The sequence below is a fragment of the Streptomyces sp. NPDC046727 genome (genome assembly GCF_040645635.1).
In the GTDB taxonomy this organism is placed as follows: domain Bacteria; phylum Actinomycetota; class Actinomycetes; order Streptomycetales; family Streptomycetaceae; genus Streptomyces.
Genome location: NZ_JBEYYR010000005.1, coordinates 223,375 through 245,920, shown reverse-complemented (window position 1 = coordinate 245,920; position 22,546 = coordinate 223,375). Strand labels below are relative to the sequence as shown.

19 protein-coding genes and 3 pseudogenes are annotated in these 22,546 nt (G+C 70.1%); 15 read left to right on the top strand and 7 right to left on the bottom strand.

Features of this window, described 5'->3' with window-relative positions:
- Window positions 1-263 precede the first annotated feature (263 nt).
- From ABZ937_RS08545 to ABZ937_RS08535, 3 genes and pseudogenes are all read left to right on the top strand, one after another.
- Window positions 264-896, top strand: coding sequence for a hypothetical protein (locus ABZ937_RS08545; protein ID WP_361687555.1), 633 nt, complete (start codon window positions 264-266; stop codon window positions 894-896).
- Between the two features lie 667 nt (window positions 897-1,563).
- Window positions 1,564-2,115: a hypothetical protein gene (locus ABZ937_RS08540; RefSeq protein ID WP_361687552.1), complete on the top strand. Its 552-nt coding sequence runs from the start codon at window positions 1,564-1,566 to the stop codon at window positions 2,113-2,115.
- Between the two features lie 59 nt (window positions 2,116-2,174).
- A pseudogene (locus ABZ937_RS08535) lies at window positions 2,175-2,928 on the top strand (IS5 family transposase).
- 232 nt (window positions 2,929-3,160) lie between these two features.
- Here ABZ937_RS08535 and ABZ937_RS08530 read toward each other — a convergent pair.
- Together ABZ937_RS08530 and ABZ937_RS08525 are read right to left on the bottom strand one after the other, a co-directional pair.
- Window positions 3,161-4,135, bottom strand: a complete 975-nt coding sequence (locus ABZ937_RS08530; RefSeq protein ID WP_361687549.1) for a phosphotransferase — start codon at window positions 4,133-4,135, stop codon at window positions 3,161-3,163.
- Between the two features lie 528 nt (window positions 4,136-4,663).
- Window positions 4,664-5,371, bottom strand: coding sequence for an NAD(P)H-binding protein (locus tag ABZ937_RS08525; protein ID WP_361687546.1), 708 nt, complete (start codon window positions 5,369-5,371; stop codon window positions 4,664-4,666).
- Window positions 5,372-5,487: 116 nt separating this feature from the next.
- On the opposite strand from ABZ937_RS08525, the gene ABZ937_RS08520 reads away from it, so the two are divergent.
- The 3 genes and pseudogenes from ABZ937_RS08520 (at window position 5,488) to ABZ937_RS08510 (ending at window position 7,661) form a co-directional block, all read left to right on the top strand.
- The gene (locus ABZ937_RS08520) at window positions 5,488-6,204 is read left to right on the top strand and encodes a TetR/AcrR family transcriptional regulator (protein ID WP_361687543.1); all 717 of its coding nucleotides are present in this window, start codon (window positions 5,488-5,490) and stop codon (window positions 6,202-6,204) included.
- 91 nt (window positions 6,205-6,295) lie between these two features.
- Window positions 6,296-6,551: pseudogene (locus ABZ937_RS08515) on the top strand (transposase family protein); the annotation flags it as partial.
- 330 nt (window positions 6,552-6,881) lie between these two features.
- Complete coding sequence (locus tag ABZ937_RS08510) at window positions 6,882-7,661, top strand: hypothetical protein (protein ID WP_361687778.1); 780 nt, start codon at window positions 6,882-6,884, stop codon at window positions 7,659-7,661.
- Here the strand turns inward: ABZ937_RS08510 and ABZ937_RS08505 are convergent.
- Window positions 7,583-8,200, bottom strand: a complete 618-nt coding sequence (locus tag ABZ937_RS08505) for a TOPRIM nucleotidyl transferase/hydrolase domain-containing protein (protein ID WP_361687540.1) — start codon at window positions 8,198-8,200, stop codon at window positions 7,583-7,585. The genes ABZ937_RS08510 and ABZ937_RS08505 overlap by 79 nt on opposite strands.
- 379 nt (window positions 8,201-8,579) lie before the next feature.
- Here ABZ937_RS08505 and ABZ937_RS08500 point away from each other — a divergent pair, with 379 nt between their 5' ends.
- Window positions 8,580-9,440 carry a helix-turn-helix domain-containing protein gene (locus ABZ937_RS08500; RefSeq protein ID WP_361687537.1) on the top strand — a complete coding sequence of 287 codons (861 nt, stop codon included), beginning with the start codon at window positions 8,580-8,582 and terminating at the stop codon, window positions 9,438-9,440.
- Between the two features lie 36 nt (window positions 9,441-9,476).
- Here ABZ937_RS08500 and ABZ937_RS08495 read toward each other — a convergent pair whose 3' ends face one another.
- The gene (locus ABZ937_RS08495; protein ID WP_361687534.1) at window positions 9,477-10,418 is read right to left on the bottom strand and encodes a hypothetical protein; all 942 of its coding nucleotides are present in this window, start codon (window positions 10,416-10,418) and stop codon (window positions 9,477-9,479) included.
- 265 nt (window positions 10,419-10,683) lie between these two features.
- Between ABZ937_RS08495 and ABZ937_RS08490 the strand changes: the two are divergent.
- The 5 genes and pseudogenes from ABZ937_RS08490 (at window position 10,684) to ABZ937_RS08470 (ending at window position 15,496) form a co-directional block, all read left to right on the top strand.
- A pseudogene (locus ABZ937_RS08490) lies at window positions 10,684-11,942 on the top strand (alkaline phosphatase family protein).
- 487 nt (window positions 11,943-12,429) lie between these two features.
- The gene (locus ABZ937_RS08485; protein ID WP_361687531.1) at window positions 12,430-13,098 is read left to right on the top strand and encodes a 2OG-Fe(II) oxygenase; all 669 of its coding nucleotides are present in this window, start codon (window positions 12,430-12,432) and stop codon (window positions 13,096-13,098) included.
- A complete protein-coding gene (locus ABZ937_RS08480; protein WP_361687528.1) occupies window positions 13,074-13,838 on the top strand; it encodes a hypothetical protein in 765 nt (254 codons plus the stop codon). Before ABZ937_RS08485 ends, ABZ937_RS08480 begins: the two co-directional genes overlap by 25 nt.
- A gap of 12 nt (window positions 13,839-13,850) precedes the next feature.
- A complete protein-coding gene (locus ABZ937_RS08475) occupies window positions 13,851-14,615 on the top strand; it encodes a hypothetical protein (protein ID WP_361687525.1) in 765 nt (254 codons plus the stop codon).
- Complete coding sequence (locus ABZ937_RS08470; protein WP_361687522.1) at window positions 14,612-15,496, top strand: glycosyltransferase; 885 nt, start codon at window positions 14,612-14,614, stop codon at window positions 15,494-15,496. Before ABZ937_RS08475 ends, ABZ937_RS08470 begins: the two co-directional genes overlap by 4 nt.
- 108 nt (window positions 15,497-15,604) lie before the next feature.
- Here the strand turns inward: ABZ937_RS08470 and ABZ937_RS08465 are convergent, their stop codons facing one another.
- A complete protein-coding gene (locus ABZ937_RS08465; protein WP_361687519.1) occupies window positions 15,605-17,392 on the bottom strand; it encodes a TIGR03086 family metal-binding protein in 1,788 nt (595 codons plus the stop codon).
- 95 nt (window positions 17,393-17,487) lie between these two features.
- Here ABZ937_RS08465 and ABZ937_RS08460 point away from each other — a divergent pair, with 95 nt between their 5' ends.
- Together ABZ937_RS08460 and ABZ937_RS08455 are read left to right on the top strand one after the other, a co-directional pair.
- A complete protein-coding gene (locus tag ABZ937_RS08460) occupies window positions 17,488-18,087 on the top strand; it encodes a TetR/AcrR family transcriptional regulator (RefSeq protein WP_361687516.1) in 600 nt (199 codons plus the stop codon).
- Between the two features lie 275 nt (window positions 18,088-18,362).
- Entirely contained in the window at window positions 18,363-19,718 is a 1,356-nt protein-coding gene (locus ABZ937_RS08455; protein ID WP_361687513.1) for an FAD-dependent oxidoreductase, read from the top strand.
- A gap of 153 nt (window positions 19,719-19,871) precedes the next feature.
- Here the strand turns inward: ABZ937_RS08455 and ABZ937_RS08450 are convergent, their stop codons facing one another.
- On the bottom strand, window positions 19,872-21,077 hold the full coding sequence (locus ABZ937_RS08450; protein ID WP_361687510.1) for an acetylhydrolase: 1,206 nt from the start codon (window positions 21,075-21,077) through the stop codon (window positions 19,872-19,874).
- Between the two features lie 463 nt (window positions 21,078-21,540).
- On the opposite strand from ABZ937_RS08450, the gene ABZ937_RS08445 reads away from it, so the two are divergent.
- On the top strand, window positions 21,541-21,861 hold the full coding sequence (locus ABZ937_RS08445) for a DUF6191 domain-containing protein (RefSeq protein WP_361687507.1): 321 nt from the start codon (window positions 21,541-21,543) through the stop codon (window positions 21,859-21,861).
- A 235-nt stretch (window positions 21,862-22,096) separates the two neighbouring features.
- Here the strand turns inward: ABZ937_RS08445 and ABZ937_RS08440 are convergent, their stop codons facing one another.
- Entirely contained in the window at window positions 22,097-22,372 is a 276-nt protein-coding gene (locus ABZ937_RS08440) for a hypothetical protein (protein WP_361687504.1), read from the bottom strand.
- Window positions 22,373-22,546 lie beyond the last annotated feature (174 nt).

Genomic DNA, 22,546 nt, shown 5'->3' with positions numbered 1-22,546 from the left:
TCGCCACTTTCGCGACGGCTACCCGATAGCGCTACGAACCTCGCGCTGTCGACGGGCCGTCGGCCACTCACGTGTGGAGGCGGGGAGCCGTCGTACCAGGTGCCGTCGTGGGGCGCGTGAATCCCCCGACAGGGCGTATTTTCGCTGGCCATACGGAGTAGCGCAGCGGTCGGAGGGTTGCGCCCTCCATACAGAGTGGAGGGATGGAAGAAGACGCTGCGGCGAGGCCGGTGAGGTCTCGCAGGAGGCGACGATTCGAGGCCGTGCACACGTGGTCTGCCACGGTTGCCGCTGTCGTCGCGCTGGCCATTTCTTTGTACAACTTCTTCGAGTTGCAGCGGTCACCAAACGTCGATGTGACACTTCCTCATCTGATTCGTCTTGAAAAGGTGGGCCACGGCGTGCGGTTGTATGTGCAGCCGACACTGGCCACCAGATTCAAGAGCGAGAAGGTCGAAGTGATCCGCGACGCGCGTCTACGGCTCATCCCTACCGGCTCCCTCACCTCTTCGAAGAAGCCTAATTTCTATTGGAGAAAGAGCGTCGAGTGGAAGTACGACCCCACCACGGGCACCGTCAATAACACCTGGAGTAGCGATCCCGCACCGATTATCGTCAGCCAGGACAAACCTCAACAGCCGTCATTCGAGTTCCGGGCCCAGAATTGGATGTACCAGGCAGGCCAGTACGATGGCTCCCTTGAGCTGCGTCGATCAGCGGATCGCGTTCCCTTGACCAAAAAGTTCTGCCTCATCATTTCCGAGCCAGCCGTCAATGAACTACAAAATCCACAGCCACCGAACCTGACGATTCGCTTCTTCCGCAACGACCTGCCCAATTTCGCCTCCTCCCCATCTCCGGACTGCTACCGAAGGGACACCGACACGGAGGACTGAAGCCTGGTACCACCAACGGCGCTTGTGTTGATCACTGGGCGACTTCATGGACTGTGTACCCGCCACTCATAACGTCGATTCGAACTTCGGTGTTGGCGTTTGCGCCGCCAGTGTGACCCGGTCGAGAGCCCCGCGGGTGACGACGATGTCGTGCCGAGTGATGGCCATGGCATGGAAGACACCGGCTCCCCTTCCCGGGGAGCGCCCTTGGACTTCTCTTTTGAATCGGCGTGAGGACCACAGGAAGACGCCTGCGAGGTGGAGTCCGGCCAGGTAGACGGTGGCGGTCTGCTCGTTGCGGGCGGCGATGCCACGCCATTGCCTGAGGCGGTTGATGCACCGTTCGACGGTGTTGCGCTGCTTGTAGGCCTCGCGGTTGAGTGCCGGGGTCCGCCGCCCTGGCTGCCGCGGCGCTTGCGGCTCGCGCTGCGAACAGGGCGATAGGAATGACTGATTCGCAGCCTGTCCGCCTCACCTGAGTTCCAGTCAGGATGGCACAAGTTCCGACGATCGCAGCCAGTCGGTAGCGCGCGATCGAACCTCAACCGAGAGCGAGAAGATCCACTGACGTAGGGGAGGAACAATGCGCCTGTTATCCCGGAGAGCAGTGCGAGAGCTATTGGGACGCAGAAAGCTGTGGCATCTTGGCGCTGTACTGGGCGGTGTCATGCTCACAGTCGCAACGTTGGATACAGCTGCGGCACGGGAGGTCCTGCAGGCTGACAGCACCAAGGCGAGCTTCATCGCGCAGGCCAGGGCAGCGCACCTGAGCAGCGCCGAGGCCAACGCGCTCCAGGCGAAGGTAGACCGCTTCATGGGGAGGGTCAATGGGACGCAGGTGGCGCCCAACCTGATCAACCTGGTTGGCGGCGGGACCGTGTACGTGGCAGTGCCCGGCGAACCCCACTTCCGCGACCTGACACCCGGAGACAACACGACTACCGCTGATCCCTGCGCCGAGCCAGCAGATTATGGCTACTTCTGCGCATACGAGGGCACGTACTACACCGGCAGCTCAATTCCCATGTACGCGTGCCACTCCTACAACGTCCCATTCATTGGGCCTGGTTCGTGGGACAACAATCAGTCAACCGGTACCAGGGCCAGGATGTACACCGGGAGAGACGGCGGCGGCAGCCTGAGCTACACAACCCAGCCCGCGCACAGCTGGGACGCCGTCGGCAACTGGACGCCGGTGGGTTCGGTGGTCAATTGCTAGTCCGCTCGGCAAAAGCACTCGCTTCAGTTCCCTTCGGATCACCTGATCTTTGGTCTGCTGTGCCGTTGACGGATGCCCAGTGGGCGCGAATCGAGCCGTTGCTGCCGGACCGGACTCCTCGGCGGGGTGGCCGGTGGCGTGATCACCGAGAAGTGATCGACGCGATCGTCTGGAAGTTCCAGACGCGGGTCTTCACCGCCCTGCTCGCCCAGGCCGACGCCGAGGAGGACCTGGAACGGGTCGTCGGGGTGGACTCCACCGTCGTGCGCGCGCACCAGCACGTGGCCGGGGCCCCGCAAAAAAAGGGGCCCCGGCAAGCGAGCCCGATGACCATGCCTCGGACGTTCCCTCGGCGGTCTGACCACCAAGGTTCATCTCGCGGCCGATGGCCGATACCGGCCGATAGCCTTCGTGCTCACACCGGGACAGGCCGGCGACGCACCCGCCTTCCAATCCGTCATGGCGGCCCTTCGAGTGCCCCGGCCCCGTGGACGGCCCAGGACTCGCCTCTTCAAGCCCTGGCGGGCAGGGCGTATTCGTTCCCGCGCCATCCGCAGTCACATACGGCGGCGAGGCATCCGGGCCGTCATCCCAACCCCCGCAGACCAGCGCGCGAACCGCAGGCGCCGCGGCAGCCAGGGCGGCCGACCTCCGGCACTCGACCGCGAGGCATACAAGCAGCGCAACACCGTCGAACGGTGCATCAACCGCCTCAAGCAATGGCGCGGCATCGCCGCCCGCTACGAGCAGACCGCCACCGTCTGCCTGGCAGGACTCCACCTCGCAGGCATCTTCCTGTGGTCCTCACGCTGATCCAAAACAGAAGCCCCAGTGGGTCCAGCTGGTGGAGACCCACGTGATGGCACAGGGCTTCGACGTCGGCGCCGAGCCGGTCGAAGCGCCGGAAAGCCGACGTACAGACCGGGCAACTGCGTTCAGGCGGAGCCGCGTTCATGTGCGGTGCATGAGCGTCATCGGAGTTGCCGATGCTCATCAACCCATGCGGCTCAGACGACGGGCAGGCCGCGTTCGCCCCAGCCGCCGTTCAGGCGTGGACGAGTGCCAGTGCCTCGTGCAGGTTGTGCTCGGCGATGGCTGCCATGGTCGCCCGGTCGGGGAAGTCCCCGTCGAGCAGCCGCAGTGGGCCCGCCGTCAGCGAGAGCCGCTGTGCCAGCAGGTAGAGCGCGAGCCGGTCCTCGTCCAGTCCGTCCGCCTCCAGCGCCCCGTAGGCGTCGTGGAAGCGGATCCGTAGAAAGACGTGCTCCCACTCGGCGTCGAAGTACATCGAGCCCTCGATGTCGATCACCACGGGATGCCCGTCCGTGTCCACCCGCACATGGTCGGGACCCAGTTCGCCGTGCACGACCGCGTACTGGGTGCGGGGCCGCACCGCCGCCGCCAGATGCAGCAGCCGCTCCTGAAGCCGGTCGCGGGCGCCCGCGATCCGCGGGTCGCGCGACGCCGCCTCGGCGAGGTCGCGCAGCGCACGGTCCAGGACGACCCCCTCGCACGACGTCCCGCGCGAGGAGCCTCCCGCGTCGACCACGGCCACCTTGCCGTACGCAGGCGCCCGGTGACGTCGCATCGCCTCCAGTGCCGCCCCGAGCCGCTCCATGACCGCGGCCGCCGCGCGCGGGTCCCGGGCGAGCAGCGCCTCCAGGCTCTCGCCCGAAAGGTCCTCGACGATCGCCAGGCCGGCCGGACAGTGGGCGCCGTCGCGGTCGAGGAGACGGATCGCCGGGACGCGGACGCCGAGCGCGTCCAACCGCGCGTGCGCTGCCTCGAACAGGTCGAGCCCGAGAGCGGGAGAGAACGGATCGGTGAGGTCGTCGTCGCCCTCGGCCGCCGGCCAGTAGTTCTCGGTGTCGTCCCACAGGTAGGCGATCGCGGTTGTTGCGTCGCCCATCACCAGGCGGTACACGCCCTTCTTGCTGCCGCCGGCGACCCGCTCGATGCCCTCCAGCCTCCGGCCACCGCCCAAAGCGGCCCGTGCCGCACCCGCCAGCTGCTCCCGCGTCACCGCACCGGGCGCCACCTTGACCACCGTCTTTCTGCGCCAGATCGACCCGCGCACCCTACGGGAGCAGTGGCGCGCAGAGCGACCGGTTTACCTCCGGAGGGGATGGTGTCCGTCCCGGTCCACCGTGGGGTCCGGAATTTCCTGGCGTGCCGTAAGTGACTTCGGACAACGTGAGGGCGTACCTGCTTGAAGGCGGAGGCGGACGGGTCTGGAGCGCGCTGGGTCACGCGGAGGCGCCGGCGGACAGGTGCGCGCGTCGGCCTCGGTGTCCTGGATGGAGCGGCGGCCAAGGTGGTCGGATGCGCCGGTGTCTGCCGAGGCGTCACGCCGGCTGGTCGGAGTCGCAGGCAGATGAGTGGGGCTGCGGAGGCCGGCCCGGTCCGGGGCGCCGGTGAACAGCCCGCCGAACGGTCCGTCACAGCGCCTTCGCGGTCTGCCGCGCAGCCGGTCTGTCCGGCGGCACCCTGCCTGGGGGGCCTTTCCGTGGGGGAGTTCATGAGCTCCCCCACGGGGACATGGGCTGTGGCTTCAGTAGCCGATGGTGAAGCGACGCTGGAGGAAGCGGGGCAGTTCCGCCTCGTCGATCAGGGCGACGGCCGCGTCCTCCACCGAGATGCGGCTGCGCCCCTCGGCGTCCAGGACCGGCTGGTCACCGCCGATCCTGAAGCGACCGGTGCGCTCGCCGGGGGCGATCTCCTCCGCGGGGCTGAAGTAGGTCCACAGCCGGTTCGAGGCCCGCAGGACCTGGAGGGCGTCCCGGTGACCGCGTACCGCCGCAGCGTATTCCCGGGGCAGTCCGAGCTGGTCCAGGGCAGCGTGCAGCAGCTCATCGGAGTCGGCGCGCACCACTCCCGGTGCGATCTCGAGGCTGCCGGCGCCACCGATCACGATGAGCCGGGTCCGCGGGTGGCTCTCCAGAGCCTTCAGCAGAGCTCGCGCCGCTGTCCCGTAGACAGTCGGGTCGGCGATCGAGCGCCGCACGGTCTCAGCGAAGTCCTGGGCGGCGTTGCCCGGCTGGTACCCGCTGATCAGAACGTCGAGGCCGGGCAGTATGCCTGCGATGCTCTTCTCGTCCAGGACGTCGACACTCGCCCACGTGATGTTGTCCCGGCGCTCCTCACGCTGCGCCTGCTTGGCGTCACGACTGAACGCCCTGACCTGGTGACCGCGTTCGAGGGCCTCGGTGACGACCCGGCTGCCGATGGTCCCCGTGGCTCCGATGACTCCGATGTGCATGGTTCTCCCCTGTGCATGCAGACGTGGGACGCCCTTGAATGTAACGCCGTGCAGAAACTATACGCCGTGAAGTCTAGATACGCGGTGAAGTAAATAAACGCTGTAGAGTGTCTGCTGTGACAGTCACGGGCAGCAGGGGACGACGCGAGCGGCTACGGGCCGAGACCACGGCCGAAATCAAGAAGGTGGCGCTGGCGTTGATGGCCTCGAGCGGGCCGGACGCCATCACCCTACGGGCCATCGCCCGCGAGATGGGCATGACCGCCAACGCCATCTACGGCTACTTCGCGACCCGGGACGACCTGGTCACCACGCTGATCAACGACGTGTACACCGCCTTGGCCGACGCCGTGGACACTGCCTGGGAAGCCGCGCCCGCCGCGGATCCCGCCGTCCGGATCGAGGCTTGGGCCAACGCCTTCCGGGCCTGGGCCCTGGTCAACCCCCAGGGGTTCCGCCTCATCTACGGCGACCCAGTCCCCGGCTACCAGTCCCCCGAGGGAGGCCCCGCCCCGGATGCCGCACGCCGCGTCTGCACCGGGCTCACCGCCCTCGCGGCAGCCGCCTGGCCCTACGCCCGGCACCTCTACCAGGACAGCACGTTCGACTGGCCCGACTTCGACCCCGGTCTCCTCGACAAGGTGCGTCCCGCCTTCCCCGACTTGCCGCCCGCAGCCGTCGCCCTCGCTCTGCGCATCTGGGGACATCTGCACGGACTGGTGTCGCTGGAGGTCTACGGCCACATGCACGCCCAGACCACCAGCCCGGAGAAGCTCTTCCGGGAGGAACTCGCCCAGCTCATGCAGACGCTGGGCATCCCGCGTCGGCGCTGACGGGTTGGTGCGTGACAGCGGACGGGCATGCTCGTGTCGTAAGGAGCATGGTCGATCGGGCGGTGTCGGCGCATCCACTGTTCCCGGGCCTGTGGATCGTCTGGTGGCCACGCTGATTCATCTGCGGCACGACCTGCCGCACGCGGTCTCGGCAGTGCTGTTCGGTGTCGATCGCTCGACCGTCACGCGCCCTGACGGGGAAGTTCGTGCGCTGCCGGCCGAGCGGGGGCGTGCTGATCCCGATCGCCCATGCCGGCCACTTCGGACGGGGACGGCGTGTTTGCCGATGCCGAAGCCGAGGTGTCGAACCGGGTCTGGACGCCGCCAAGGTCCAGGTTCGTAGGCCGGGGCGGAGGCGTGACGCGACCGACGCCCGCGCGACGGGCGTCACCGGCTGCTTCGACCACTTCGATCGTCAGACGTACGGGCGAGCCTGTTTCCCGCTGCTGAGAACCCGTGTCCTCAACCAAGAGACGCGTGGTCCGGTGCCCCTGGCCCCTGGTTCGCCGGAGACACCCGTGTCGCCCCTGCCGGCGCCTGCAGGAGCACGCCTGCGGGCAGTTCTCCTGGACCCGGCTCTCGGCCAGCTGCATCGGGGAACCCCCTGGTGCCCGGCCCGAAGCGCGGCGGCGGTTGGGCGGCTCGACATCTCTGAGGAACGGAGTACTGCTGTGCCCTTGACAGTCGAAACGGTGGAAGCCGAACTGGAGGCAGCGAACCAGGAAGGCGACCCGGCCGCCGACGCACTCGTGTCCGACCTCATCGACAACCGGGAGGTGGACGGCGTCAACGGCCTGTTCCGCACGATCGGAACGCTCAAGCCAGGCATGGACTTCTCGAACCTGCCCGAGCGGCTGACGCGGTTCCTGCACGAGGCCGCGCCCGAGCTGCCGGGCTGGAGCGATGCGGACGTCAAGGCCGCCGAAGGCTTCTTCGACCACCACCACGGCGTGGCCTCCATGCTCCAGGGCACCGTCGGACTGATCGGCACCTACCTCTCCCCCACCGGCGCCTTCACCCTCCGCTCCACCGGCCGCCTCGGCGGCGTCGACGGTCCGGGACGACGACTGTCGCAGTCCTCCCGCCTGTTCATCGACATGGGCAACAGGAACGCCCTGCGCGACGGGACCCTCGCGGCGAACGTCACCAAGGTGCGCCTGGTCCACGCCTCCGTCCGGCAGCTGCACAAGAAGAGCGGGCAGCGGGACTACGCCAAGTGGGGAGAGCCGGTCTCGCAGAAGTACACCAGGACGTCGACCTGGTCCGGTGGCTGCTGTGTGGAGGCGGCTCGCCTTGGGTCCGGCAGGCCGGTGGCCACTGGCTCGGCCGGGGCGATGACGACCGCCACACCCGTGGTCCGGCCGTCGGGGCGCGTGGGTCACAGGCTGGTGAGGAGGTCGTCGAGCGGGGCCGGTACGCGTTCGGGGTCGAGTGCTTCGACGAGGAGGCGGCCGTAACGGATCTTGCGGCCCTTCTTCGTTCCGAGGAAGCGTCGCAACTGCTGCCGGCGGGACCGGCCGTGGTGTGCGGGCTGGTGCTGGAAGGTGCGCCAGGCGCGCAGGTCCCCTTCGGCCTGGATGATCTCTTCCACTGCCGGCGCGCCCAGTGCACGGATGAGTTCGTCTTCCAGGTCTGTGACGCAGACAAAGAAGCTGCGGTGCGGCGTGTGCGTTTGGTGCAGGCTGCGGTCGTAGAAGCGCTGTTCCCCTTCGTCGCACAGTCCGGTCAGGTGCAGGTCGAGCCCGGGCGGGCCGAGGACGGCGGCGTAGCGACCGATGCTCATGGCTCCGCCCACCGGCATGACGCACACTCCTTCTGCGGCGAGGTCGCGGTCGTGCCGTGCGGCCAGTGCCTCGACGGCCGCGAGGTCGCTCGGCCCTTCCAGCAGCACCGCTGTCCGTACGCGCAGCCGCACGGCAAGGTCTTGCGCCGGTTCGCCCGGGCCGCCGTTCGCCCAGGCGGTGACTGCTTCTCGGAATGCCCCCATGTCTGCCATGGAGGGAGTGTGCCTCTTCGCCGGCGGCGTGGCGAGGACGCCGGAGGAACCCTGCATGCGCTCCTTCGGGCGTCGATGAGTGGCGCCGCCGGAGGCTCCCCCGTCACACAGCCTCCGGCGACACCGGCACGGACACCGTCTGGAGCATCGTTCGTCCTCTGACGCCGTCCTGCTCTGCGAGTCTGGTGCGGGCACCTGGCGCAGAGGAACTGTATTAGCCTGCGGCTTAATGGTTGCGACGCTCAATTTCCGGCTTGAGGTCGCCGACCTGTCGGCAACCTCCTTCGCTTGCAGTCCGCTCACCGAGACGGTCCTGAGCCTGCGGACGTGGGTCAATCCCCCGGCGAAATATCCCTGGCACCAGCCGTGGCTTCAGCGCATGCGCCCGCAGGTCGCGGCGCTGGACAGTGAACTCCTGCATGCCCTGATCGCGCCGCCCGGGTACTCTCCGGATTTCCTCACCCCTCGGCCCACCCGTCCGTGGATGGGGTTCGGTGAGGGGCTGGACATCCTTCACGCGACTTCACCGGACGTCGTCCGCCACGACATCGAGGCCGCCTACCACGGCGCCGGCCACCCGCTGCCCGCCGTGCTGCAGGATGTCCGTACCAGGCCCGGCGAACTCCTCCAGCGCATCTGCACGGCCCTCCGACAGTACTGGGAGACATGCCTGGAGCCGGCCTGGTGGCCCAGGGCTCGTACCGTTCTGGCCGCCGACATCGTCCACCGGGCACGGATGCTGGCGGAGCGCGGGGCCGACGGTCTCTTCGCTGATCTGGACACCCGGGTGAGCTGGCACGACGGGATCCTCACCCTTCGCGACCAGAACCTGCCGCCGGACTTCTATTCTCCGGGCGCGGTGGACGTCGCGGGGCGCGGACTCGTCCTGGCTCCCTCGCTGTTCGCCCGGGGAGCGTTCTCCGACATCGTCCCCGACGGTCCGCCCTGCATCACGTATCCGGCACGCGGGCTCGGGGTCGTCGCCGAGCGCACGACGGACGGGGGCTCGCCGGCTCTGCGCAAGCTGCTGGGCGCCGCCCGGGCACAGCTGCTCGCCCTGCTCGGCGAGCCGGCCACGACCTCGGATCTCGCGCACCGGCTCGGTGTCACCCCCAGCGCCGTCAGCCAGCATCTTTCGGTGCTCCTGGCAGCCGGGCTGGTGACGCGGTCACGGCACGGGCGGAACGTCCTCTACGAGCGCACACTCCTGGGCAGTCAACTGTGCCGACGTGACACGTGAGTGCGTCGGCGTGCCGGCGGCCGGTGATCGACTGAATCATTCCGCCCACCACGGCTGCGTTCCCTGTACGGCGATGAACTCGTGGAAGTCCATGTTGCCGATCTCCAGGTTGCACGCCATCGATCCGACCTCGCGGCAGGGAAGGACCGTGGACCGACCCGGGGTGTCGTACAGGTCGACGACGGTCAGCGGCCGGCCGGGCTCGGTGAACGTCCGGGCGTCGGCGAGCGCGACCAGTGTGGTGTGCTCCCCAGGCGGGACCAGCACGGGGACCTGACCCGGCCGCAGGCCCTCGAAGGCGCGGTCGTCGACGACCAGCGCCTCGAGCGGGTAGTGCTCGATGTCGATCTCGTCCGGGTCCAGGTCCGCGCCGACCCAGCCGTCCTCGTCGGCCCCGCCGAGGTCGTCCAGCAGGGCTCGCCAGCCCTCCTCGTCGTCGAAGCAGGTGCGTACGAGCAGAGCGGCGGCGGTGGCGGGCAGCGGTGGGAAGGAGCGGTGCGGTACGGCCGTCGTCGGCGTGGGGAAGGCCGGCCGGCCGCCGTCCCCTTGGTACATGCCGTACCGGTCCATGGCGCGGACCAGGTCGTCGAAGGCGAGCGTGCCGTCCAGCACGGCGGCCAGGACCTCGCCGAGCCGGGCCGGCGCAACCCTGACACCTCGCCCGGGCAACGCCGCCAGGTCCACCAGCAGGGGGCCGTCGCCGTAGGCCGCGGGGAGGTCCGCCAGGACGGCGACCGGTGGGCGGAGGCCGGTGGGCGGGAGGAGGGCGGGGACGTTGCCGCCGTGCAGGTGGTCCCATCGGCGGTCTTCGGCCGGGCGGAGCCGTACCCCGCCGGGCTGGAGGACGAGCACGTCGTCTTCCCGGCGGGCGTCGATCCGGTCGAGCAGTCCGCCCCACCGGGCCGCGCCGTCCTCGTAGCAGGTGGAGATCAGCAGTACGTCGCCCGGCGCGGGCTCGGGAAACCGGGGAGGGGGCATGGCTCTCCTTGGAAGGGGCGGCGCGGGCGGCGGGCAGGACAATACTGGGCGGGCGAAGGCGCCGCCATTCGGATCCATGTAGCGGAGATCGTTTTCTCAACGCAGGCAACGGGCGTGCAGCGTACGGACATTGGATGTCACGACTTGGCCAAGCCCTTCCTGCACGTTGGTCGCATGTTCACCGTCCCTCCCTGATGCGCCCCGCCGTCCTGCCGGGCCGGCCGTCACGTCCGAACGAGCGTGCACCGCTCAAGAAGGGTCCGTCATGGCTGAGTTGACACGTCGTAGACTTCTGGGTTCGGCGGCGGGTGCGCTGGGTGGCGCCGCGGCCCTCTCCCTCCTCCCGCCGAGCGTCCAGAAGGCCGTGGCCGCCGGGCCGCCCGCGCAGGGCTCGCTGCGCGACATCGAGCACGTCGTGATGCTGATGCAGGAGAACCGGTCCTTCGACCACTACTTCGGCACCCTGTCCGGTGTCCGGGGCTTCGACGATCCGAACTCCCTGCGGCTCGACACCGGGCGCAGCGTCTTCCACCAGCCCGACGCCGTCAACCCCAGGGGCTACCTGCTGCCCTTCCACCTCGACACCCACACCACGAGCGCCCAGGCCATCCCGTCCACCAGCCACGCCTGGTCCGTGCAGCACCAGTCCTGGAACGGCGGCAAGATGGACCAGTGGCTGCCCGCGCACCGCAAGGCCGACGGCGTCAACGGCCCCTATGTGACGGGGTGATGTGGATGACCGGCACGATCGACCCCGGTGGCACCCGGGGCGGCCCGGTCATCAACAACACCGCGCCCACCCCGTACCGCTGGACGACGTACGCCGAACGGCTCCAGGCCGCCGGCGTCAGCTGGAAGGTGTACCAGCAGGACGACGACTACGGCTGCAACACGCTGGAGCGGTTCGCCGCGTTCAAGAACGCCCAGCCCGGCTCCGACCTGTACGAGCGCGGCGTACGGCCCCAGCCCGAGGGCACCTTCGAGGACGACGCCCATAACGACCGGCTTCCGGCGGTGAGCTGGATCACGCCGACGAGTCACCAGTCGGAGCACCCCGACTACCTCCCGGCGGCCGGCGCCGACTTCGTGGCCTCGAAGATCGAGGCGATCGCGTCGAACCCGAGGGTGTGGCCCAAGACCGCGTTCATCCTCAACTACGACGAGAACGACGGCCTGTTCGATCACGTGCCGCCGCCCACCGCGCCCGCGGGCACGCCCGACGAGTACATCAAGGGCCTGCCGATCGGTGGCGGCTTCCGTGTCCCGGCGATCATCATCTCGCCCTGGACGGTGGGTGGCTGGGCCGAACCGAACATCAGCGACTGGCGGCGCGCCACGTTCGGTGACTTCACCAGCGCCTTCCGCTTCCGTGACGCCCGCCCTCGGCCGCCGCGGCTGCCCGAGGACACCGCCGAGCAGTTGGAGAGGGCGAAGGAGGAGGTGGCGACACTGCCGAGGCCGGCCCTGCCGGGGGCGGAGCAGACCTTCCCTCGGCAGGAGAGGGGGCGCCGGCCGCACGTGTGACACCGGACGACACCATGCGGAGCCCTGTGCCGTCCGTCGTGGACGGGTACTGGTGCTCATGCCCGTAGCAGGGATCCGCACCGTCCGTTCCACACGGTGATCTCGAATCGGGCGAAGCCGCACGGCCAGTCGTAGTCCAGTGCGTCCAGCGAGGTCGCGGTGCCACAGCAGGGGACCTGGACCGCGAGAGTGGTGAATCCCTCCTCGTGGGCAGTCGACGACGGTGAGGGCGTCGTGCCAGGTGATTGTCCCAGACCAGGGCGACAGATCCTGCGGCTGGAGGCGGGCGCCGGACGGCGGGCCGGGGGGCCATGGCGCCGACAGGGTGACGGGGGCGTGCTGTTCCGGCTCTGATCGGTGGGGAGCGCTTAGCGTGAACCGTGCAGTCCGCCCGTATCGTCTCGCTGCGTGCGGAACCGCGGGCTGCCCCGTGCGGCCGTCCTTCCACTCCCCCGCCTGTCGTACCGCCCACCGAGGGAACCGAACCATGCGGACAGACACCCACCCGCGCGCGGAGCGGTCCGAGGTGCAGCCCCTGAAGGTCTGGCGAGGTGCGCTGTCGCTGCCGGACTGCCGCGGCGTCGTCGAGGCGATGGCGCGGTCGGCGACCGTCGCGGGGCCGGTGTTGCGGCGCAGCTGTGACATGGTCGATGCGCGTGTGCGCAGCTGCGCGGAGCACCAGGCCGGGCCTGACGAGGTGCGCCCTGTCCTCGCCGCCATGCGCGCGGTCGCGGGCCAGGCCGTCGGGGGCACGGGATGGCCGCGGATGGCGCTGGACGGTCCCAAGTTGTGCAGCTACTCCGCGCGGGGCTTCTTCCGGGCCCACCGGGACCGCTCCGAGGATCCGCTGGATCCTGCGGTGGTGCGCAACCGGCGTCTGTCTCTCGTGTGCCTCCTGAACGACGTGGCGCCGCGCGACGGCTTGCCGTCCTTCGACGGCGGAGCGCTCGTCGTCTACCTTCCACGGCCCGACGGATCCGTGTCGCCGCACACCGTGCGGCTAGACGCGGGAAGCATCGTCACCTTCCGCTCGGACCTGCTGCACGAGGTGCGCCCTGTCCGAGCGGGCGTGCGGTATTCCGCCGTGGGCTGGCTCTACGACCTGGACGACACCGACGAGGAGGACGGACGATGCCCCATCTCCACAGTGAGCTGAACGACCGTCTGGAACTGCGCGTGACCAGTGATCTGATGGTCGAGTTCCGGCCCGAGCTTGCCACGTTCCTCAGACAGCTCGGTCTCGGTCACCTGCTCGAAGAGGTGCTGGACCCGCTCGCGGCAACGTCCCGGACCAGGTCCGTGGTGGCGTTCGAGGAACGCCCCTGGCCGCCCTCCGGTATCGGCGCGCGGATCGTGCGCGCCCTGGCGGTGGCGGTGCGGGGTACGGACGGGCAGGCCCTGTACACCCCGGCGTTACTGTCCGCGCGGCACGCCACCAATATCGGGCTGGCCGCTGCCGTGACCAAAGTCGTCTTCGAGGACCTGGCCGACGACGGCGTGGAGTGGGTGTCGCTCTTCGTCAACGTGGGGTCGGCGGTCGTGTCCGGTGAGCTGAGCCGTGTGGGGTTCGTACCGCGCCAGGCCCGGGTGATGACCGGGGAGGCCGAGTTCACGGCGTACACGGCGAATCCGTCCGCCGCGCTGGAGGCGCTCGGACTGGACGGCGTGCGCCTCGGTGACGTGCTCGCTCTCCACCTGGACCCGGGGCACGTCTCCCGGCTCACCGCCTTCCATCTCGCGCTCACGGCGGGGATCGCGGCCCACTGGGCCGGCGACACGCGCTGGGCCGATCTGTTCCCGGGCTTCGACGAGTTGCTGACCACGCTGCCGCCCGGCGGCATCACCGGCACGCCCGGGCCCGCCGCCCAGGCCGAGCCGATTGCCGTGACCGACTAGCGGTGCCCCGCCGTGACGAGGACGCTCGACATCGTCATCCGGTCCTTCCACCGCGACAGGCGCTGGCTGGCGCTCGCCCTGCGCTCCATCGCCGTCTTCGCCTCGGGACACCGGCGGGTCGTGGTGGTCGTCCCGCGATCGAGCCTGGGCCGTATGGACCGGGAGGAGATCGAGTCGGACCGTGTCCGGCTGCGCGTCTGCCGTGACTACGCCGACGACTACCTCGGGCAGCAGATCACCAAGCTGCACGCGGATCTCTACACGGACGCGGAGGTGATTCTGCACCTCGACTCCGACCAGGTGTTCGTCGCACCGTGCGATCTCACGGCGCGGCTGTTCGACCACGGACGACCCCGCATGGCCTTCGACTCCCGCAGTACCCGGCCGGCGACGGACGGCTGGCGGCAGTGCCCCGCCGCCTTCCTGGGCGAGCCCGTCGAGCCCGACGTGACATCGCCACCGCCGGTCGTGGTCCCGCGCGACGTGTACGCCGCCGTGCGGGGCTGGTGCCGTCACGCGCACGGGATGCCGATCGACCGCTACGCCCTGACCGCCGGCGTCGGTCTGTTCTGCGAGTTCGCGCTGCTGCGCGGTTTCGCCCTCACCCGGGAGAGGGAGCGGTACGCGTGGGTCGACACCGCCCACGGCTTTCTGCTGCCGGAGTGCCAGAACTTCTGGAGCAGGGCCCAGACGCCTGCCTCGGTGGCCGGCACGCTGCCCCCGGAACTGGCGTCCGCCTGTCCCACGGGCCCGCGCAAGGGCCTTGAAGTGCCGTGAACTCCTGCGCTCCCGTCTCCGTGGTCATGTCCGCCTTCCAGGAGGGCGACTCGGTCGCGCAGACGGTCGCCTCGGTGCAGGGCGCGGCCGTCCGGCCACGGGAGATCGTCCTCGTCGACGACGGGAGCACGGACGGCAGCTGTGACCGCGACTGGCCGCCAGGGGTGCGCGTCCTGCACCAGGACCACGTCGGCATCGCCGCCGCCCGAAACCTCGGAGCGCGCTCGGCGCGGCAGCCGGTCGTCGTCTTCCTCGACGCCCACTGCGCCGTGGACGACCAGTGGCTGGCACCGCTCGTCGCGGTACTCGACCGCGAGCCGGACGCACTGGTCGGCCCCGCCGTACGCGACCACGCGGACCCGCGCTTCGTCGGCTGCGGGGCGGAGATCGTCGACCCGCTGCTGGCCTACCGGTGGCGGCCCGTGACCGGCACCGGGGGCGAGGTCGGCCTGGTCCCCGGCGGGTGCCTCGCCGTCGTACGCGACCGGTTCCTGGCGCAGGGAGGCTTCGCGCCCTTCACCGGACACGGCCTCGAAGACGTGGAACTGGCCCTGCGCTGGTGGCGCCTGGGTCGGCCACTGCTCGGCGCCGCGAAATCCGTTGTCCTCCACCGCTTCCGGAGCCTTGCCCCGTACCCGGCGGACCACCAGGCGTGGCTCCAGAACGTCCTGCGCACCGCGCTGCTCCACCTGCCGAGCCCCTATCTGCGGGCCAGCGTCATGGCCTGCTCCCGCCTCCCGTCCTTCCCTACCGCCATCGCCACCGTGCTCGCCGAGCCATGGGTGCCCGAGCACAGCAGGCTCCTCGACATCGAAGCCCGCACGGTCACCGCCTATGTGGACCGCTGGGCGCCGCGCGCGTTCGGGCGGACGGACGGGTGACAGGCCGTCAGTATGACCGCGGGGGACCGCCGACGCCGTGACGCGCGCAGCGCTGCGCCCGGACACACGGTGAGGCGGACGCGGGCGCGTGCGGGTGCCCGTGGCGGCTCAGACCTGCCGTCCGAGGAATGCCAGCAGCCGTACATGCGCTGCCGCACCCTCCGGCGCCGTGGTCTCCGGCCCGAACATGCCGGGCCGGCGGAACGCGTCCAGGCCCGTGTGCCGCATGTGCGCGAGCAGGTCCTCGCACAGTCGCTGATCGACGAGGTCCGTGCGGCCGGCGGCTGTCGCCAGGTCCACCCCGTGGACGAGTACCTCGGTGAGGTGGATCAGAGCGGCCATCGGCCCGGGAACGGCGCCGAACCCGAGCCGTACCGTCACCTTCGCAAGATCCGCGTCGGTGAGGGCCGCGTGATGCCAGGCCGCGCGGTCGGTCTCGGCAGCCTCCGTATATGCGTGGACCGGGTCGGTGCCGAGCCAGTCGTCGTGGTGCTCGCCGCCGGGGTCGGTGCCGGTCAGCTCGGCGGCGAAGATCCGCATGCCGCCGACGACGTGATTGAGCGTGGTGCGCGCGTCCCACCCCGGGCAGGGGGTGGCGGCGGACCACGCGTCGCCGTCGATCGCCTCCACGACAGCGGCCGTCATGGCGAGCGCCTGATCGATGCGCCTGATGACCGTGGGGCGCCGGGCCATCGCCCGGTCCAGCCAGTCGTAGATCCGCGCGAACGCGAGGCGCTGGGCGCCGGATTGGCAGTGTGCGTCGGCGCCCTCTTCCCCGGTGAACGTCATGAAGGTCTTCTCGCACGTCAGGTGGGAGTACAGCTTCTCCGGCTGTCCCTCGAAGAAGCCGTCGTGCTCGCCGGAGCAGACCAGCACCGGGCAGGAGATCCGCTCAGCGATGCCGTCGCGCAGGTGGTAGTCGAGGTAGGAGGCGGCGAACGCGCGCGGGGTGTCGACACCCATGGCGTACATGCCATGTTCCATGGCCCACTTGATGGCGGGGTCGGCGGCCATGGCGGCCTCCACCATCGCGTCCATGCCGGGGTCGTGCGGGAGCCGGAGTCGCCGCTCGGCCTCCTGCGGGGGCACCGGGACGGCGGCGGTGCTGATGTCGCCGAGGTCGTAGACGCCGTCGAGCGCGATGACGGCTGCGATCCTGCGGTCGAACGCGGCGGCGCGGGGCGCGAGGTAGCCGCCCATGCTGACGCCGAGGAGGGCGATCCGGTCCGGGTCGACCCCCGGGAGCTTCACGGCGTGGTCGAGCACCGGTGTGACGACGTTCTCCCAGTCCGGCCGGAACGTCAGCCCTTGGCGGTGGCGAGTGCCGGGCTGGCCGGGGCCGTCGAAGGCCAGGACCGTGTACCCGCGTTCGACCGCCGCCACCGCACCGAAGAAGTGCATCTCCTCGGCGGTGCCGTCGAAGCCGTTGAACATGACCACGGTCGGGCGCGGCGCGTCGGAGTCGTCGGGGCGGTAGAGGTACCCGGGCAGGGTCGTGCCCTCGTAGGGGATCTCGACCGGTTCGACGGCGGGGGTGAACAGTGCGGCGGCCTCGCGGAAGCAGCGGACGGAGGCGTCGTAGGCGCGACGGATGCGCGGGTCGGCGCTGTCGCCGTGCAGGAAGAACTCGGCGCACCGGTAGTAGTTCGAGGCGCGCAGGAACCCGTCGCGGGCGCTGGTGCGGTGGCCGCCCGCCAGGGAGGTGCGCGCCTGGCCGGCGATCCGGTCGGCGGTGGCCAGCCAGTGGTCGTGCCAGCTGTCGTAGTCGCCGGGGGTGATGCGCCGGGCGGTGACGGCGACCTCGCCGAAGTCGGCGCCGCCGTAGGCGATGTGACCGAGCGTCCGCAGGGTCTCGTACCAGAAGGAGGGGTGGCCGGGAAAGAAGACCGGTTCCATCGGAGAACTCCTAACGCAGTAGATGACTGCTTTAGTGAGACCGTAGACCTGGCCACCACTCAAACGCAACTGTCAGCTGCGTTAAGCTGGTTGTCGTGAACGAGAACCCCCAACCGCCCACACCGCCGGTCCGGCCCGCCACCCGCCGCCCGGGCGGACGCAGTGCGCGGGTTCGCGGCGCCGTCCACCAGGCCGTCACGGACCTGCTCGCCGAACGCGGCTACGGCACCTTCGCGGTGGCCGAGGTCGCCGCCCGGGCCGGGGTCGCCGACAGCAGCATCTACCGCCGCTGGGGCAGTCTGGAGTCCCTGCTGATGGACGTGGTCGTCAGCCGTCTCACCGAGCACTCGCCCATGCCCGACACCGGCAGCCTCGCCGGAGACCTGCGCGCCTTCGCCGCCAAGGCCGCCGCCGACGTCTCCGGGGCGGACGGCTTGGCACTGCTGCGAACCGTCGTCACGGTGCTGACCGCCGGTCCGTCCGGCGAGGCGGCCCGCGACCGGTTCCTCGGCGCCCGCTCCGAACAGCTCCAGGGAATGCTCGACCGGGCCCGCGCACGCGGCGAGGAGGCTCCCGACGTGCTGGACGTGCTGGACGTCGTCCTGGCGCCGATGTACATCCGGGTGCTGTTCGGCGTCGGACCGCTGACACCGGACTATGTCGACGGCCTGATCGATCGCCTGCTCGCACGCTGACCGCGGCAACCGCTCATGCCTGGTGCGTCCGCGACGGGCCAGGTGTCCGGCCTTCCTCACCGGCAGGCGGCGGCGTTCACGTGGCCGAGCACCTTCCGGTTCGCCGCTGAGCCGCTTCGGGCCGGTCCGCACAGTCGGTCCCCGCGCACGACATCTTCCGCGGACACGCTCGCGTACTCACTCTCGACGAAGAGGTGCCGGCCGGTGCCGAGCAGGGCCCGGCGGTGTTCTCCGCGTGCTTCTGTCAGATGCACTCCGCATGAGAGGTGCCGGTGATGGAGAAGTCGGTGGACGTGGTGGTCGTCGGGGCCGGAGTGGCGGGCCTGGTGGCCGCCCGCGACCTGGTTCAGGGCGGGACGGACGTACGGGTGCTGGAGGCGCGCGACCGGGTCGGTGGCCGCCTGCTGAACGACGAACTGCCCGGCGGTGCCCCCATCGAGGTGGGCGGGCAGTGGGTCGGCCCGGGGCAGGCTCACGTGATGGCGCTGGTCAGGGAACTCGGCCTGCGTACCTATCCCACCCACGTCGACGGCGAGCACATCGCCGAGGTCGGCTCGTCCCGCTCCCGGTACACGGGCCGTATCCCCAAGTTCAACCCGCTGGTGCTGGCGGACATCGGGCAGGCCCAGTACCGCCTGGACCGGATCGCACGCCAGGTCGCAGCGGCCGATCCGTGGCGGGCGCCGCACGCCGAGGAGCTGGACCGTCAGACGTTCGACACCTGGCTGCGCAAGACCGCCCGAACCGCGGGCGGCCGTGCCTTCTTCCGGCTGGTGACCGAGGCGGTGTTCTCCGCCGAGCCGGAGGACATGTCCGCGCTCTGGGCCGCCTTCTACGTCGGCAGCGCGGGCGGCCTCGACCCGCTGATCAACGTCACCGGCGGAGCGCAGCAGGACCGAGTGGTCGGCGGGACGCAGCGCATCGCGCTGGAGCTGGCCGAGGAACTCGGTGACCGGGTCGTCCTGGACGCGCCGGTGACCGGCATCGACCGGCAGTCCTCCGGCGTCCGGGTCGTCACGTCCAGCGGTCTGACGGTGCGCGCCCGCCGGGCCGTGGTCGCGGTGCCACCCCCGCTCGCCGCACGCATCCGCTTCACCCCGGGTCTTCCGGGCGACCGCGACCAGCTCGTCCAGCGGATGCCGATGGGCAGGGTCATCAAGGTCAACGTCGCCTACGACGAGCCGTTCTGGCGCCACGCGGGCCTGAGCGGCCAGGCGAACAGCACCTACCGTCCCCTGGGCACCGTGCTCGACAACACACCGTTCGGCGGCTCTCCCGGCGTGCTCGTCGGCTTCCTCGAAGGCAGGCACGCTGATGCCGGCTCGCGCATGCACGCCGATGAGCGGCGCGCCCAGGTGATCCACGACCTCGTCGGCTACTTCGGCCCGCGGGCCGGACACCCCATCGCCTACATCGAACGCGACTGGGCGGAGGAGGAGTACAGCCGCGGGTGCTACGGAGCGTTCACCGCGCCGGGCACCCTCACCCGCTTCGGTCCGGCCCTGCGCAAGCCGGTCGGTCCGCTGCACTGGGCAGGCACCGAGACCGCGACCCGGTGGGTCGGCTACATCGACGGAGCCGCCGAATCCGGGCACCGCGTCGCGGACGAGATCCTCGCCAGGCTGACCTGATCCCCGCCCTGTGAGGGAGGCATCACCGATCAGAAGACCAACCGACGTGCTCCTGGAGTTGACCGACTCCGTGGCGGCCGTGGCCGGCCAGTTGACTCATGACCGCAACCGAGATCAGCGGCTCCGCCCGGCCTCGCGCGCTCGTATCCCGGATCACGGCAGGAACGTCACCTCCGGAAAGGCGCGGGACGGGCCGTCGAGCAGGTGTCCGTGCCGGTGCCTGAGGTGCTGGTCGAAGAACGCGAGCGGGTACGCCTGCTGGATGCGTACCGCCCGGTCCGGGTCGAGAGTGCCGATCCAGCCGCGCAGTTCCTCGTCGCTCATCCCCACCGCCTTGGCCAGTTGCGGGACCAGCACCTGGTTGTCGCCGTAGGAGGAGTGGACGGCGCCCTCGGCCTGGATGTCGAGCCGCCAGCCGCGCAGGTGTGTCCAGAACTCGGCGACGCTGGGCTCCTTGGCCCGGGTGAACTCGGCGGTCAGCATCATGAACGGCCGGTCGAGGTCACTGGTGATGGCAGGCAGCATCGGGCCGTCCAGGCTCAGTCCGGCCCGAACGCGCGGATCGTCGAGCATGACGCGGGCGGTCGCCGTCCCGCCCTTCGACCAGCCGAACATGCCGATGCGCCGCGGATCGATCGCGCCGGCCAGGCCCTGGGGCAGCGGCCGGCCGTCGGCGTCGGGACTGCGCCCGGCGGCAAGGTCTTCGACGCAGTCGAGGACGAAGCGGATGTCGGTGGCGAAGTCCGCCGGTCCCATCGCGTGCTGCGGGTCCCTGAGCGGGGCGAGGACCCGGCCGTCGGGGAACTCGGTGAAAGCGTCGTGCGTGTGGTCCACCGTCACCACCGCATAGCCGTGGCTGGCGAGTTCCTGCACCATGACGGTGTGGTCGGCACGGTGGCTGTGCGCGCCGTGCGAGAACACCACGACGGGCAGCCCCCGGCCGCCGCGCCGCGCGGGGGCGCCGTGGTGGCCGGCGGTGAGCGGCGCCTGTGCCGCGTCGGCGGCGAACCCCGCGGAGGTGAGCAGTTCCCGCAGCGTGCCGGCGGACATCCACGGCACCGGCGGGTACCGCTCGACGTCCCGCGCGGGGTACCAAAGGCTCGCCATCAGTTCCCGGTGGTGTCCCGGGCCCGCCACGGGGTCCGGGCGGGCGGTGTCGACAAGGTGCAGCGCCACCGTGCCCACCGGGTCCGGCCCGGTCGGCGCGGGCAGGGTGAGCTGCGCCGGGGTCGGCGTGCCCGAGGCTGCCCGGGCCCGCCCGGTGAGGCCGAGCGGTAGGGCCGCGCCGGCCGCCAGGGCGGCTCCCAGCAGGCGACGGCGCGTCATGGTGTCTCGGCTGGTGAACGGTGTGGTGTTCACGGCCCCTCCCTGAGTCTCCTGGACGGAAGCCGGGCTCGGCTGCCTGATCGTCAGCCGCGCCCGGGCTCGCGCATCGGTGTGCTGTATTACGACCCGTGCGCCTGGGCAGAACGCTGTCATCCGGCGCGGCGGGGCCACATCCGTCCGCCGATGCAATCCACCGCCCCTGTCAGCCCACGGGTGTACGTCCGCAGACGGGCGTCGGCCACCGCGCACCCCGGCAATCGTTGAACGGCTCGTCGCAGCGGGCCGGTGGCAGCCCGGCGAGCCGGACATTGTCATCGTCACGGACACCGGATACGACGTCACCCGCCTGGCCTGGGTGCGGCAAGGCCGGCACGAAGAACAAGCGCCCGGCGCCCCGCTATGACGTGGGCGAAACCGTCCGCCGCGAGAAGACCCTCATCGCCCTGAACCGGTTGACGGGCTAAACGGCACCGGCACCGGTCCGGATAATGACGGCATGGAATTTGCCGTCTTCATGACCTTGCCCGGACTGGTCATCCTCCTGACCGTCGTGGCCTTCGCAGACCAGCTGCTTCTCCGTGCCGGACGGGCCGGACTGCTGCCATGGCGGAACAGCGTCCGGCAGGGCCAGATATCGGCGACCGGATTCGAGCAGCTCCACGCGAGCATTTCGCCCGGGAAGCAGAACGAACTCAAGGAGCGGCAGTCGGCACTGGTGATGCGGGACGACGAGGAAGACAGCGCGCCGCCGAACCGGACGAGGATAGACCTGGAGAGAGGGACCGCGGTCGTCCGGATGCCGCAGGCCGATCAGTAGCAGGCCACCCATCACCGTCAGACCGCATGACCTTGTTCTCTGAGCGGTTCCGGGATCCGCGCAGCACCGAGTACGACTTCATGCCGCGACGTCTGGTCTGCCCCAACAGGCCCGGTCCCGGCCGACCGCCCGGCTCGCGGAACCGGCACCCCGCCACCCGCTACGACCTGGGCGAAACAGTCAGACGCTCCGAGATCACGGCCGAACGCGACCAGCTCGGACGCTCAACACCGCTTCAGAAGGGAACGGCCAGCCCGGCTTCTCGCAATCGAAGCAGCGCTGTGCCCATACACTCGGCGACGGAGGCTCCGTCTGCCCTCATCCCGCCGTCCAATGGCCCACCAGAAGCGGCAAATGTCCATGCCGGCCGCCCCTCACGCAAACGCTCCGCGTCGACTCTGATCATGGCACCGACACCCTGCTCACCGAGCCATTCCAGGACGAGCAGCGTCACGTCCTCGACGCCGCTGTCCAGGTCCGCCTCGGGCCGCCGCCCCATTCCCTTGGCCATAGCCACAACCCTACTCAGCGTCCGGTCGGGCCTCGGCACACGCTTTCAAGGCGACTCAGACCTTGGAGAACAAGCTGGACTCCTCCGCCGGCCATGGGCACCAGACCGTGTGCTGCTCATCCACTCGTCCGGGTGGATTCGTGCCCAGGAGGTACGCAGGACGCGACCGGACAG

Bases quoted from the DNA above. Each gene is read 5' to 3' on its own strand.
- ABZ937_RS08540 (WP_361687552.1), top strand. From the start codon at position 1,564: ATGCTCACAGTCGCAACGTTGGATACAGCTGCGGCACGGGAGGTCCTG.
- ABZ937_RS08525 (WP_361687546.1), bottom strand. From the start codon at position 5,371: ATGCACATCGGAGTCATCGGAGCCACGGGGACCATCGGCAGCCGGGTC.
- ABZ937_RS08505 (WP_361687540.1), bottom strand. From the start codon at position 8,200: ATGGCAGACATGGGGGCATTCCGAGAAGCAGTCACCGCCTGGGCGAAC.
- ABZ937_RS08500 (WP_361687537.1), top strand. From the start codon at position 8,580: ATGCGCCCGCAGGTCGCGGCGCTGGACAGTGAACTCCTGCATGCCCTG.
- ABZ937_RS08495 (WP_361687534.1), bottom strand. From the start codon at position 10,418: ATGCCCCCTCCCCGGTTTCCCGAGCCCGCGCCGGGCGACGTACTGCTG.
- ABZ937_RS08485 (WP_361687531.1), top strand. From the start codon at position 12,430: ATGCGGACAGACACCCACCCGCGCGCGGAGCGGTCCGAGGTGCAGCCC.
- ABZ937_RS08480 (WP_361687528.1), top strand. From the start codon at position 13,074: ATGCCCCATCTCCACAGTGAGCTGAACGACCGTCTGGAACTGCGCGTG.
- ABZ937_RS08465 (WP_361687519.1), bottom strand. From the start codon at position 17,392: ATGGAACCGGTCTTCTTTCCCGGCCACCCCTCCTTCTGGTACGAGACC.
- ABZ937_RS08455 (WP_361687513.1), top strand. From the start codon at position 18,363: ATGGAGAAGTCGGTGGACGTGGTGGTCGTCGGGGCCGGAGTGGCGGGC.
- ABZ937_RS08445 (WP_361687507.1), top strand. From the start codon at position 21,541: ATGGAATTTGCCGTCTTCATGACCTTGCCCGGACTGGTCATCCTCCTG.
- ABZ937_RS08440 (WP_361687504.1), bottom strand. From the start codon at position 22,372: ATGGCCAAGGGAATGGGGCGGCGGCCCGAGGCGGACCTGGACAGCGGC.